Annotated in this window: 11 protein-coding genes; 7 read left to right on the top strand and 4 right to left on the bottom strand. The window is 63.9% G+C overall.

All coding sequences use genetic code 11. The features are described 5' to 3' along the window. Positions 1–120: 120 nt before the first annotated feature. Positions 121–555: a universal stress protein gene (locus RA21_RS05985; RefSeq protein WP_039147279.1), complete on the top strand. Its 435-nt coding sequence runs from the start codon at positions 121–123 to the stop codon at positions 553–555. A gap of 21 nt (positions 556–576) precedes the next feature. Next, a complete protein-coding gene (locus RA21_RS05980) occupies positions 577–2,121 on the top strand; it encodes an alanine/glycine:cation symporter family protein (protein WP_019297730.1) in 1,545 nt (514 codons plus the stop codon). A gap of 74 nt (positions 2,122–2,195) precedes the next feature. On the opposite strand, the gene pdxR is transcribed toward RA21_RS05980, so the two are convergent. Then, positions 2,196–3,572 (bottom strand): MocR-like pyridoxine biosynthesis transcription factor PdxR, encoded by a 1,377-nt coding sequence (gene pdxR / locus RA21_RS05975; protein ID WP_039147276.1) that lies wholly within the window; start codon positions 3,570–3,572, stop codon positions 2,196–2,198. 95 nt (positions 3,573–3,667) lie between these two features. Here pdxR and RA21_RS05970 point away from each other — a divergent pair, with 95 nt between their 5' ends. Continuing rightward, entirely contained in the window at positions 3,668–4,333 is a 666-nt protein-coding gene (locus RA21_RS05970; protein WP_039147273.1) for a pyridoxamine 5'-phosphate oxidase family protein, read from the top strand. 56 nt (positions 4,334–4,389) lie between these two features. On the opposite strand, the gene RA21_RS05965 is transcribed toward RA21_RS05970, so the two are convergent. Continuing rightward, positions 4,390–5,826, bottom strand: a complete 1,437-nt coding sequence (locus RA21_RS05965) for an MORN repeat-containing protein (protein ID WP_039147271.1) — start codon at positions 5,824–5,826, stop codon at positions 4,390–4,392. A 182-nt stretch (positions 5,827–6,008) separates the two neighbouring features. On the opposite strand from RA21_RS05965, the gene RA21_RS05960 reads away from it, so the two are divergent. From RA21_RS05960 to gltX, 4 genes are all read left to right on the top strand, one after another. Beyond that, positions 6,009–7,667, top strand: coding sequence for an NAD+ synthase (locus tag RA21_RS05960; RefSeq protein WP_039147268.1), 1,659 nt, complete (start codon positions 6,009–6,011; stop codon positions 7,665–7,667). A gap of 179 nt (positions 7,668–7,846) precedes the next feature. Then, the gene (locus RA21_RS05955; protein WP_029204976.1) at positions 7,847–9,178 is read left to right on the top strand and encodes an NAD(P)/FAD-dependent oxidoreductase; all 1,332 of its coding nucleotides are present in this window, start codon (positions 7,847–7,849) and stop codon (positions 9,176–9,178) included. A 75-nt stretch (positions 9,179–9,253) separates the two neighbouring features. Then, complete coding sequence (locus RA21_RS05950) at positions 9,254–9,682, top strand: DUF1801 domain-containing protein (protein ID WP_039147266.1); 429 nt, start codon at positions 9,254–9,256, stop codon at positions 9,680–9,682. Between the two features lie 121 nt (positions 9,683–9,803). Continuing rightward, complete coding sequence (gene gltX / locus RA21_RS05945) at positions 9,804–11,129, top strand: glutamate--tRNA ligase (RefSeq protein WP_039147264.1); 1,326 nt, start codon at positions 9,804–9,806, stop codon at positions 11,127–11,129. 81 nt (positions 11,130–11,210) lie between these two features. On the opposite strand, the gene RA21_RS05940 is transcribed toward gltX, so the two are convergent. Both RA21_RS05940 and RA21_RS05935 read right to left on the bottom strand, forming a co-directional pair. Then, positions 11,211–12,404, bottom strand: coding sequence for a DUF2254 domain-containing protein (locus tag RA21_RS05940; protein ID WP_039147262.1), 1,194 nt, complete (start codon positions 12,402–12,404; stop codon positions 11,211–11,213). Beyond that, a complete protein-coding gene (locus RA21_RS05935) occupies positions 12,401–12,973 on the bottom strand; it encodes a gamma-glutamylcyclotransferase family protein (RefSeq protein ID WP_029204977.1) in 573 nt (190 codons plus the stop codon). Before RA21_RS05935 ends, RA21_RS05940 begins: the two co-directional genes overlap by 4 nt. Between the last annotated feature and the right edge of the window lie 94 nt (positions 12,974–13,067).

Raw genomic sequence — 13,067 nt, 5'->3', positions numbered from 1 at the left:
CGCACTGCGCCTTTTTTTGAGGCGGGAACGGCAATGGGTCTTGCGTCGGCAGGTTTTCCGGCGTTGACACCCCGGATCCGGCGCTCCCGTAGAGGAATGCGCCATCGATAGGAGGAAAAAGTGTCGAATAAAATTGTCCTTGGATATGACGACAGCGAGGCCGCCAAATCGGCGCTTGCTTTTGCCGTCAGCCTTGCCAAAGCGCAAGGGGCAGAGCTGGTGATCGCGCATGTGCTGGAATGGTCGCCCTATTCTTTCCTCACCCCGGAGGAGATCGAGCAGCGCCACAAGCGCCGCGAGGAAGAACTGAAGCGCGCAGAAGACGCCCTGCTGGCACCGGTGCGCAAGAGCCTTGAAGACGACGGTGTCACCGTCTCGACTGAGCTGAAATACGGCCATATCGCGGAAACCCTGATCGACGTGATCAATAAGAGTGGCGCCAACCACCTGATCATCGGCCGCACCGGCCATTCGGCACTGTCGTCGCGGCTGTTCGGCTCTGTCGCGGGCAGCCTTGCCCAGGCGGCTCCGGTTCCGGTCACCATCGTTCCCTAAAGATAAACTCAGAGGACAGTCATGAGGAAATCAATCAAGGCGGCAGCCCTGTCTGCGCCGCTGCTGCTGGCGGCAACCGCCCCGGCGATGGCACAATCCGTCGATGAGCGCGTCAATGAGCTGTTTGCCAGCTCCACCGGCTGGTTCGTCAACCTGATCTTCAGCCCGTTCCCCGGCACCAGCTTCCCCTGGATCGTGGCCTGGCTGGTGGTCGCGGCCACCGTGTTCACACTGTACTTCGGCCTGATCCAGTTCCGTGCCTTCCCGCACTCGATTTCGCTGGTCAAAGGCGACTACTCCGACCCCAACGACGCGGGTGAGGTCAGCCACTTCCAGGCGCTGGCAACCGCGCTGTCGGGTACCGTCGGCCTCGGCAATATCGCCGGCGTTGCGGTGGCAGTCGGCATCGGCGGCCCCGGTGCAACCTTCTGGATGATCCTGGCCGGCCTGATGGGCATGGCGTCGAAGTTCACCGAATGCACCCTGGGCGTGAAATACCGCAATGAGTTCGAAGACGGCCACGTCTCCGGCGGCCCGATGTACTACATGACCAAGGGCTTTGCCGAACGCGGCCTGCCGATGGGCAAGTTCCTGGCAGTGCTGTTCTCGGTGTTCTGCATCCTCGGCGCCTTTGGTGGCGGCAACATGTTCCAGGCCAACCAGGCGCACGCGCAAATCTCCGGCGTCGTGGGCGACTACCCGGGCTGGATCACCGGCGTCGTGTTCGCTGCTGTGGTGTTTGCCGTGATCGTTGGCGGCCTGAAATCCATTGCCCGCGTCACCGAAAAGGTCGTGCCGTTCATGGGTGTAATGTATGTTGCAGCCGCGCTGGTCATTCTGGCGATGAACGCGGACAAGATCGGCTGGGCATTCGGCCAGATCTTCGAAGGCGCCTTCACCGGTGCGGGTGTTGCCGGCGGTATGGTTGGCGCGCTGATCCAGGGCTTCAAGCGCGCGGCCTTCTCGAACGAGGCAGGCGTTGGCTCTGCAGCGATCGCCCACTCCGCGGTGAAAACCAAGGAGCCGATCACCGAAGGCTTCGTGTCGCTTCTGGAACCCTTCATCGACACCGTGGTGATCTGCACCATGACCGCGCTGGTGATCATCATCACCGGTCAGCTGATCCAGGATCCGAACACCGGCCTCTACCTGCTGGATGAGGGCGCAAGCACCATCCAGACCGTGGACGGCAACAAGGGCGTGGCACTGACTTCGGCAGCCTTCTCGTCGGCCTTCGGCTGGTTCCAGTACGTGCTGGCGCTGGCGGTTATCCTGTTCGCCTTCTCCACCATGATCAGCTGGTCCTACTATGGCCTCAAGGCCTGGACCTTCCTGTTCGGCGAAGGCCAGACCACCGAACTGGTGTTCAAGGTGATCTTCTGCATCTTCGTGGTGATCGGCGCAGCCGCAAACCTCGGCCCGGTGATCGACTTCTCCGACGCGGCAATCTTTGCCATGGCGGTTGTCAACATCATCGCGCTCTACTTCCTGATGCCGATCGTCAAGAAAGAGCTGAACAGCTACATGGCGCGCCTGAAGTCGGGTGAGATCAAGAAGTACAGCTGATCGGCTCCGGCCTGATCAACGCTGAATGAGGCAAGCCTCCCCGGCCATCCGGGGAGGCTTTTTTATACTCGATGTTAGCGCCTGCCTTCCACGATCCGGCGCAAGCCGGCGATCTGGCCGGGCAGGTCATCAGCTGGCGACTGGCAGAACCCGATCAGCAAACCCTGAGCTGCGCATTCCGGATCATGCGGCGACAGCGGCCGGACGCCATATCCTGCCTCAGCCGTGCGGCGGCAAATCTCCGTGTCGTTTTGCGACTCCTTCAGATGAAAAGCGATCTGCATCCCGGCATTGTGGCGGTGAAAGTATCCCAGTGACTCCGGCCATTCTGCCAGCGCCTCCGCCGCCGCTGCATAGCGCTCTGCATAAAGCCTGCGGGCGCGGCGAATGTGGCGGTCGTACTGGCCTGACGCCATGAACTCCGCCAGCGGCCGCTGTGCGGTGATGGCAGCGCCTGCGCTCGGGTGGATGAACTGCGCCCTGAACTGCGGCACCAGCGCCGACGGCAGGATCGCATAGCCCAGCCGCAGCGCATGGGAAAATGTCTTGGAGAAGGTGCCCACATAAATGCAGCGCCCCTCCCCATCGAGCGCGGCCATCGCAGGCACCGGCTGGCCGCCATAGCGGAATTCGCTGTCAAAATCATCCTCGATGATCCAGCCATCGCGCGCCTTGGCCGCCTGCAGGAAGGCCTGCCGCTGCGGCACCGGCAGGGTGCCGCCCAGCGGGAACTGATGCGAGGGGGTCAGCAGCGTGACCTTGGCCATCTGCTGCGGCACCTCGGCCCCGCGCGCACCTGTGCGCAGCCAGTGCACCCGCCAGCCGCGGGCCTGCGCAAACCGCTGGGTCGGTGTGAAGCCAGGAGCCTCCAGCGCGATGTCCTCGCCCTCCACCAGAAACTCCATTGTCAGTTCCAGCGCCTCGCGCGCACCGCTGGTGACCAGCACCTGTTCCGCGCTGCATTCGATGCCCCGCCAGCGCGCCGCATAGGCGGCGATTTCCCGGCGCAGCTCCGGGTCGCCAAAGGCATCCTCCTGGTGGCTCAGGCTCATCGGGGCCATCCTTGCCACACGTGAAACACAGCGCGCCCAGGGGCGGGCAGGAAACACGTCAGGATCTGGCGCACCGGGCAGAAGCAGGCCGGGTACAGGCGGCGGAACTGCTGCGGCCGGCTGCGCCGCAGCCTCAGGCGGCCGGATCGGCGCCACGTCGCAGACAAATATCCCGGAACCCTGGCGTGTTTCGGCAAAGCCCTCGGCCACTAGCTGGTCATAGGCCGTCACCACTGTGGAGCGCGCCACCCCCAGATCCTGCGCCAGTGCCCGTGAGGACGGCAGCCGGGTGCCAAGACCCAGGCTGCCCTCGCTGATCCGGCGGCGCAGCGCGGCGACAATCTGCTGGTACAGCGGTCCGGCTTTGCTGTCAGAAATCATGCCGGAGAGGTCAATCATGCTGGACTGTTCTTTTTGTCAGAAAGTGGAGGTTAAGTTCAATCCAGTTTGCGCGTAGCTGTCACGGGACACAACAAGAAATATGAGGTCAGCCGATGCGCCAGCCCGAACAAGAAGCCGCCCTGAAAACAGACCGCAGCCGCCTGCGCCGCGCCCATGAACGCGGGCTCTATGACCGCGACAGCCTGTATCAGGTGCTCGACGCCATGCCGCTGGCCCACATAGGATATCAGATCGGCGGCTCAACTTCGGTGCTGCCGACCCTGCAATGGCGTGAGGGCGATCACGTCTACTGGCACGGCTCCGCCGCCAGCCGGGCGATCCGGGCAATGGCGGGTTCGGAGGTCTGCCTGACCGTCACCTGCATGGACGGCTACGTGCTGGCGCGTTCCGCCTTTCACCACTCTGTCAACTTCCGCTCTGCGATGCTGTTCGGGGTGGCAGAGCAAGTCACGGACGAGGACGCCAAGGCCGCCAGCCTCAAGACGATGGTGGATCACATCTTCCCCGGCCGCTGGGAGACCCTGCGCCCGATGACCACGCAGGAACTGAAGGCAACAGCGCTGCTGCGGATGCCGATCGAGGAAGGCGCGGCCAAGATCCGCTCCGGCCCGCCCAAGGACGATGAAGAGGATTACGCACTGCCAATCTGGGCCGGCGTGGTGCCGATGGCGATGGAACTGAAGCCGCCGCTGCCGGACCCGGCCAACCTGGAGGGCGTCGCAATGCCCGACCACCTGAGCCGCATCCGCATCGGCTAAAACAAAAAGGCGCGCCATCCCAGCGCGCCATTTTACAGTCTGAAGTCCCTTTCGGCTTACTCGGTCTGCCCTGCTTCGGTCTGGCCCGTGTCCCCGGACCCCTGGCTGACCAGTGCACCGTTTTCCCAGGTGCCGTCCGCCTGCTGGCCGCTGGCGTATTTCATCGTGCCCGGCCCCTGCCGCTTGCCATTGACGAAACTGCCTTCGTACACATCGCCATTGGCATAGGTCGCCACGCCCTGGCCGTAGATCTTGCCTTCCTGCCATTCGCCTTCATAGGTAAAGCCGTCGGGCATCACGATCTTGCCCTGCCCGTGGCGCTGGCTGCTGGCAAATGCGCCGGTATAGACCGAGCCGTCCGCATAGGTCACCGTTGCCTCGCCATGGCGCTGCCCGTTTTGCCAGCCGCCTTCGTAGCGGTAGCCGTCGGCATAGGTCATCACTCCCTGTCCGTGGTTCTTGGCGTTCTTGAAGCCGCCGGTATAAGTGATGCCGCTGGGGTAGGTGGCGGTGCCTTCGCCCTCAATCACCCCGGCCACCCAGTCGCCCTCGTAGGTGGAGCCGTCAGGATAGGAAATCTTGCCCTTGCCCTCTGCCAGATCATCGCGGAAATCGCCTTCGTAGACCGAGCCGTCTGGGTAGACCGCTTTGCCCTTGCCCTCGATCTGGCCTTTCACCCATGCGCCTTCATAGGTGTAGCCGTCCTTTTCGGTGAAGGTGCCGGTGCCATGACGCAGGTCATCGTGGAAATCGCCAGCATAGACGTCACCATTGGCATAGGTCTGCTTGCCAGTGCCATGGCGGCGGCCCTTCTGCAGTTCGCCCTCGTAGATATCGCCATTGGCCTGCACCAGCTTGCCGGTGCCATGCATCTGGCTGGCCTGCCACTCGCCCTCATAAATCAGCCCGTCGGAGGTCTCCAGCTTGCCCTGGCCCTGCAACTGTCCGTCGGTCACCGACCCCTCGTAAACGGTGCCTTCAGCATAGGTGATCTTCGCCAGGCCCTGCTGGCGGCCCTCCACCCAGTCACCGTCATAGGTATAGCCGTCAGGCGACGTCATCACGCCCTTGCCGTGCCGCTTGCCATCGGCAAAGCTGCCCTGATAGCGCACGCCGCTGGCATAGACAGAGGTGCCGTCACCATGGATCTGCCCGTCCTGCCAGCCACCTTCATAGGTGCTGCCGTCGGCGCGGGTCAGCTTGCCCAGCCCGTGCGGCTTGCCTTGCGCGAATTCGCCTTCATAGACCGAACCGTCCGGGAAACGCGCCATGCCCTGGCCGCGCACTTCGCCGTCGACCCATTCGCCGGTGTACTCATAGCCATTGGGCAGCTTGTAGGTGCCGGTGCCATGCTGCAGCCCGCCTTTGAATGTGCCTTCATAGACGCCGCCGATCTCGTCCTGGGTGGTGATGACCTCGCCTTCCTGCGCCAGCGCGGGGGCGGCCAGTGCCAGGATGGTGGAAAGCGCGAATGCGGTGCCGAAACGGGTCATTGAAAACCTCTGCCTGCCCAGGGATTACGGTGCTGCTGCCATATTGGGTTGCTCGCCCGGAAACTAAGCTACCGCAACACGGGCCGCAATGTCTTTTCCCTGGCCTGCCCCCCTTGCCCTTTTCCTTGGCCGTCAATCTGATAAATGGCTGGGAGAGGTATTTCACAAAGGGCCCAAGCAGCATGGCAGACCGTTTCCGCGTGACACTGGCGCAGCTGAACCCCACCGTTGGCGACCTGGCAGGCAACGCTGCCAAGGCCCGCACTGCCTGGGAGGAGGGCCGCAAGGCTGGCGCCGATCTGGTGGCGCTGCCGGAAATGTTCATCACCGGCTATAACACCCAGGACCTGGTGATGAAGCCGGCCTTCCACACCGCCGCCATCGCCGAGGTAGAGAAACTGGCCGCGGATTGCGCAGACGGCCCCGCGCTTGCTATCGGCAGCCCCTGGGTCGAGGGCGCTAAACTCTATAATGCCTACCTTGTCCTGAAAGACGGCAAGATCGCCTCGCGCAGCCTCAAGCACCACCTGCCCAATGAAACCGTGTTTGACGAGGTGCGGATTTTTGATGCCGGCCCGCTGGGCGGTCCCTATGCCGTTGGCAATACCCGCATCGGCTCCCCCATTTGCGAGGACGGCTGGCACGAGGATGTCGCGGAAACCCTGGCTGAGACCGGCGCAGAGTTCCTGCTGATCCCCAACGGCTCGCCCTATTTCCGCGACAAGATGGAGGTGCGCTTCAACCACATGGTGGCGCGCTCCGTCGAAACCCATCTGCCGGTGATCTACCTCAACATGGTTGGCGGCCAGGACGATCAGGTCTTTGACGGCGGCTCTTTCGTGCTGAACCCGGGCGGTGCGCTGGCGCTGCAGATGCCGGTGTTTGATGAGGCCTATGCCCATCTCGACCTGGAGCGCACCGAGGACGGCTGGCGCGCGGTCGAGGGCGAAAAGGCGCATCTGCCCGACGCATGGGAGCAGGACTACCGGGTGATGGTGGAGTCCTTGCGCGACTACATGGGCAAAACCGGCTTTAATAAGGCTCTGCTGGGCCTGTCCGGCGGCGTCGACTCCGCAATCGTTGCGGCCATCGCGGTGGACGCGCTTGGCGCCGAAAATGTCCGCTGCGTGATGCTGCCGTCGGAATACACCAGCCGGGACTCCCTCGACGATGCAGAGGCCGTCGCCAAGGCACTGGGCGTCCGCTACGACTACGTGCCGATCTCCGAAGGCCGGGCCGCGATCACCAATACGCTGGCGCCGCTGTTCGAGGGCATGGAGCCCGGCCTTACGGAGGAAAACATCCAGTCCCGGCTGCGCGGCCTCCTGCTGATGGCAATGTCCAACAAGTTCGGAGAAATGCTGCTGACCACCGGCAACAAGTCGGAGGTCGCAGTCGGCTATGCCACCATCTACGGCGACATGAACGGCGGCTACAACCCGATCAAGGATTTGTACAAGACCCGCGTGTTCGAAACCTGCCGCTGGCGCAACGCCAACCACCGTCCTTGGATGAGGGGCCCGGCTGGCGAGGTGATCCGCCCCAATGTGATCGACAAGCCGCCCAGTGCCGAGCTGCGCGAAGACCAGAAGGACAGCGACAGCCTGCCGGACTACCCGGTGCTGGATGCAATCCTTGATATTCTGGTGGATCAGGATGGCTCAATTGCAGATTGTGTTGCGGCGGGCTATGACCGGGATACAGCCAAGCGGGTGGAGCATCTGATTTATATCAGCGAATACAAGCGCTTCCAATCGGCTCCCGGTGCCCGCCTGACCCGGCGCGCGTTCTGGCTGGACCGCCGCTATCCGATTGTGAACCGCTGGCGCGACCCCTCTTGAAGGCCGCGCTAACCCGTTGACTCCGCAGGTTAATCCACGTCTCTTTAGTCGCGGTTTAGGGTTTTTCGTTGCCGGTAACGTTCTGATATGCGGCGGAAAAATCACAATGGCCGAATGCGGCGCAACCTGTGTCGCATGCACGCTGGACCGGCGGTTTTTCACCGGGCATAGATGCCCGCATGCCCGGACCGAAGCTGCCCCATTTCCAATCCGATCTGGCCTTGCCCAAGGCCGTTGACGCCGTGGTGATCGGCGGCGGCATCATTGGTGCCAGCACCGCGCTGGAGCTGGCCGAACGCGGCCACTCGGTGCTGCTCTGCGAAAAGGGCCAGATCGCAGGGGAGCAAAGCTCGCGCAACTGGGGGTGGGTGCGCATCGCTTGCCGCGACCCGCGGGAAATCCCTCTGATGGCAGAGGCTTTGCGCCTGTGGGACGGATTGGCAGAACGCACCGGGCATGAGACCGGCTTCACCCGATCCGGTATCCTCTACACGGCTGAGACCGCCAAGCGCGAGGCGCAGCTGGAGCGCTGGCTGCGCAACCTCGACAGCTGGGACCAGGGCGCGCGCATGGTCCGCGGCCAACAGCTGGCCCAGCTGATGCCAGGACACCAGACCAAGGCGCAGGCAGCGCTGCACACGCCCATGGACGGCCGCGCCGAACCGCAGCTGGCAACCCACGCAATCGCCTCCGCCGCCCGTGCTGCCGGGGCGAAAGTAATGACCGATTGCGCCGTGCGCAGTGTTGAAACTTCTGCGGGCCGCATCAGCGGGGTGATGACCGAACGCGGCCGGGTGGCCTGTTCCGCCGTTGTCACCGCAGGCGGCGCTTGGTCGCGGCTGTTCCTGGGCAATGCGGGCGTGGACCTGCCGCAGCTCAAGGTGCTGAACTCGGTTCTGCGCACCTCGCCGGTGCCGGGAGGTCCGGAAACAGCGGTGCGCAGCGGCAATCTCGGCCTGCGCAAGCGGGCAGACGGTGGCTACACGGTCTCTGATGCGATGGAAAATGTGGTGGACATCGTTCCTGACAGTTTCCGCCTTGGCTGGAAATACCTGCCCAGCCTGCGCCAGGAATGGCGGGCCCTGCAATTCCGTGTCTCCGGCCGCTGGGCCGAGGAAGCTGCCCAGGCGCACCGATGGGATCCGCAGGACATTAGCCCTTTTGAACAGTGCCGCGTTCTAGATCCGGCACCCTCTCAGAAAGCACTCCGCAGCGGCTGGGCCGCAGCGCAAAGGGCATTCCCGGTGCTGCAGGGCGCCGATGTGGTGCAAAGCTGGGCCGGGCTGATGGATGTGACACCGGATGCAATCCCGGTCCTCTCGCAGGTCGACAGCTTGCCGGGGCTGTTCATTGCCACCGGCTTTTCCGGCCACGGTTTTGGTATCGGCCCCGCTGCCGGACGGCTGGCCGCTGATCTGGTGACCGGCAGCATCCCGGTGGTGGACCCGCACGCCTTCCGCCTGTCGCGCTTCACCGACGGCGGCGGCTACGGCCCTCAAACTGGCTACTGATCCCTCCGCCAGCCAAACGCCCGGCACTTCCAGACTGCTCCCGTTGTGCTATCATCTCAGCAGGAGGGCTGGCGGATGAGCCGGAACAAGACAGCCCTGACGGGCGCAAGCGTCATAGAGTTTCTGCAAGCGGTGGAGCCGGAGCGAAAATCGGTCGAGGCGCAGGAACTGGACCGTCTGTTCCGCAAGGCGACGGGCTATCAGCCGCAGATGTGGGGACCGTCTATCGTCGGTTACGGCAGATACCACTACCGCTACGCAACGGGCCGCGAAGGCGAGTTCCTGGCCACCGGATTTGCCCCGCGCCGGGCGCGCCATTCGATCTACATCATGCCGGGCTACCAGGACTACAGTTCCATCCTTGCCCGATTGGGCAAGCACCGCCTCGGCAAAAGCTGCCTCTATGTGAACAAGCTCGCCGACATTGATCTGAACGTGCTGGGCGAGCTGATCCGCGCGGGCATCAAAGACCTCAATGCAATCTGGCCTGTGCAGCCTGAATAACCTCGCTTCATCTTTCCAAAAATACTCGCACCGCAGGCCCGCGCCAAAGGCGCGTTAACCCTCGCGAAACTGGACAAACCGCGGCCCATGTGACAAGGGGCAGGGCAACAGGAGACTCGTGATGACCACCACCCGTTTTGCCCCGTCGCCGACCGGCTTTATCCATGTCGGCAACCTGCGCACCGCGCTGATGAACTATCTGATCGCCCGCAAGGCCGGCGGCACTTTCATTCTGCGCATCGACGACACCGACCCGGAGCGGTCCAAGGAAGAATATGTCGATGCAATCAAGCAGGACCTGGAGTGGCTGGGCCTGACCTGGGACAAGGTCGAACGCCAGTCCGAGCGCCTCGACCGCTACGTCGCTGCGGCAGACAAACTGCGCGAGATCGGCCGTTTCTACGAGGCTTTCGAGACCCCGACCGAGCTGGACCTGAAACGCAAGAAGCAGCTGAACATGGGCAAGCCGCCGGTCTATGACCGCGCCGCGCTGAACCTGTCCGACGACGAGAAAGCTGCCCTGCGGGCTGAGCGCGGCGACGGCGTCTGGCGCTTCAAGCTGGACCATCAGCGCATTGAGTGGACCGACGGCATACTCGGCGATATCTCCATCGACGCGGCCTCGGTCTCCGACCCGGTGCTGATCCGCGGCGACGGCCAGTTCCTTTACACGCTTGCCTCGGTGGTCGACGACACCGAGATGGGCGTGACCCATGTGGTGCGCGGCTCCGACCACGTCACCAACACCGCCACCCAGATCCAGATCATCGAGGCGCTGGGCGGTTCTGTCCCCTCCTTCGCCCACCACTCGCTGCTGACCGGCCCGCAGGGCGAGGCGCTGTCCAAGCGTCTGGGCACCCTGGCGCTGCGCGACCTGCGCGAGGCCGGCGTGCAGCCGATGGCGCTCCTCAGCCTGATGGCGCGCCTGGGTTCCTCCGACCCGGTTGAACTGCGCTCGGAACTGGCAGAGCTGATCGAGGGCTTCGACATCAACCGCTTTGGTGCCGCGCCGACCAAGTTCGATGTCGAGGATCTCTATCCGCTGACCGCCCGCCACCTGCAGTCGCTGCCGCTGGAGACCGTGCAAACCCATGTGGACGCGCTGGGCGTTCCGGCGGAGAAACAGGCCGCCTTCTGGGACATGGCCAAGGAAAACATCACCACGCTCCAGGATCTCGCGGGCTGGTGGGAGCTGTGCCGCGACGGTGCCGAGCCGCTGGTTGCGGATGAAGACAAGGATTTCATGACCGAAGCGATGGCCCTGCTGCCCGAAGGCCCCTACGATAGCGAAAGCTGGGGCAAGTGGACCGCCGCGGTGAAAGAGGCGACTGGCCGCAAGGGCAAGGGCCTGTTCATGCCGCTGCGCAAAGCCGTCACCGGCATGGAGCGCGGTCCCGACATGTCCGCCCTGCTGGCGCTGATGGAAACCGTGCGCGCCCGCGGCTGACACCTGAGACATACTGGTGTAAAAAGGGCGGTGCCTGATCGCGCCGCCTTTTTCTGTCCAGAAGGGCTGGGTGCGGGCGGTTCAGCCCCAGCGGCCGTCCTTTACCTCCCGGCACATCTCCTTGGCCGCCTCTGCCATGTCCGGGTTCGGGTGGCCGCCTAGCGCATCCAGCGACTTCTCCATCCAGCGCATCACCGAAGGCGAGTCGCTGCCGCAGCGGGCAATCGGCGGAAAGGCGCAGTGCAGCAGATGCTTGGCTGTGACCGGCGGGATGCTCACATTCGGATAGGTCGCTTCGCGTGTCCCGCTGGTCTCATCCGCCAGCATATTCTCCCACAGCAGCCGCTCCAGCCGCCCCATCACCTCCACCGCGGTGCCGGGGTCGTTGACACCGGGCGACAGCGCCCGCTGCGCGGTCTCCGCCAGCAGCGTGAGGCCAAAGGACGGGTCCTGGTCGAAACTGCGCACATCGCCGATGTCGATCGCCGCAGAGGCCGCCTTGCAGAAATCATTGTCCCCCGCCGTGGCCCAGGCCACCGGCTGGCCGCGCAGGATGTATTCCCCAGGTGCCCGCGCCAGGGTGATTTGGGTGCCGGCCTCCTCTGCCAGCTCATTCAGCCGCGACAGTCCCGCATATCGGACAAAGCCGCTTTTAGCAGCGGGGATATCAACGGCGTCCTCGGGCTTGGCCTCTTCCCGCGCGCACAGGCCGCCGAGACAGGGCTTTTTCATCCGCGCCCGCAGGCTGGCGCGGGCGCGGCTCTCGATCAGCCGCAGAGTGTGGTCCATGCTGCCCAGGCTCGACAAATGGTCGATCCAGCGCAGGATGGCGCCGACGATCAGCACCACCACGATGACGGTCAGGCCAAACACCACCAGCGCGCCTTCCGGGGTGAAATAGCCGGCCCGGAACAGGATCACCGCGCTCAGCGAATAGATGAAGCCGCTGACAAAGGTCGCCAGCACCCGGTGGGTGACAGTGTCCTCCAGCAGCAGCCGGTAGACCCGCGGCGTCGCCATTGACGCGGCCGTGCGGTAGGCGCTGACCATGACGTTCAGCGAGAACGTGGTGACCGCCAGCATGCCAGACGCCAGGATCGTCAGCACCGGCAGCACTGCCTCGCGCCCGAAATCTTCGCTCAGGTTGTCTGGCAGCCAGGGTTTCGCCAACGGCGCCAGCAGCAGCGCCAGCACGGAGATTATGGAAATCAGAACAACCCTGAACCAGAGCTGCCGCGCAATCCGGCCCAGGTGCAATAATAGCTTTTCGATCATGCCTTCCAGACTATGCGTCGGGCGCCGGTGCTGTCGATCAGATCGTCAAAGATTTTGCGCTCTGCTGCGGCGATGCTCTGATGGCGCGGATACCGCGGTGCTGCACGGTCATCCAGAATTGGCGCATCCCAGCCGTCGGTGGTGTCCACGAAGCCCTTCAGGCCGTCATCACCAAATACCCGCAGGTAGCCCTGCAGCACCACATCCAGATAGCTCAGCAGGATCGGGTGCTGCTCGCTGACGCCGTTCTGCTTGTCGGCAGCGACCGCATAGACAGAGATTTCCGGCGCGCCCGCCAGCCCGTGCTGCACGCGGTCCGAGGCCGGCAGCCGCTCATAGGCAAACTCCCGTTCGTCCAGCGCCGCCCAGTCGGCACCCGGCACCTCGGCAATCAACCCGTCGATTTCACTGTTCTCGCAGGGCACCGCCGACAGAAATGCCACCTCGCGCAGGGAGGTGTGAACCCAGGCCCGCCGCCAGCCCTTCAGGCGGGCAGGCTGGGCACCGCCGTAGCTGTGTGTCGCCGTATTCACCAGGCTGCCGTAGCCAAAGAAGTAAGGAGCCGTCATCTGCGCACCCTTCCGCCGCATTTCCGCTTATTGATGTATGTCAAACCGCTTTTTGGCGGCTTGTGCAATAAGCTATGCAATCTAGCTTCGGGAG

The organism is Leisingera sp. ANG-DT, from assembly GCF_000813785.1.
Lineage (GTDB): Bacteria > Pseudomonadota > Alphaproteobacteria > Rhodobacterales > Rhodobacteraceae > Leisingera.
This window is presented reverse-complemented; position numbering and strand designations above follow the sequence as displayed.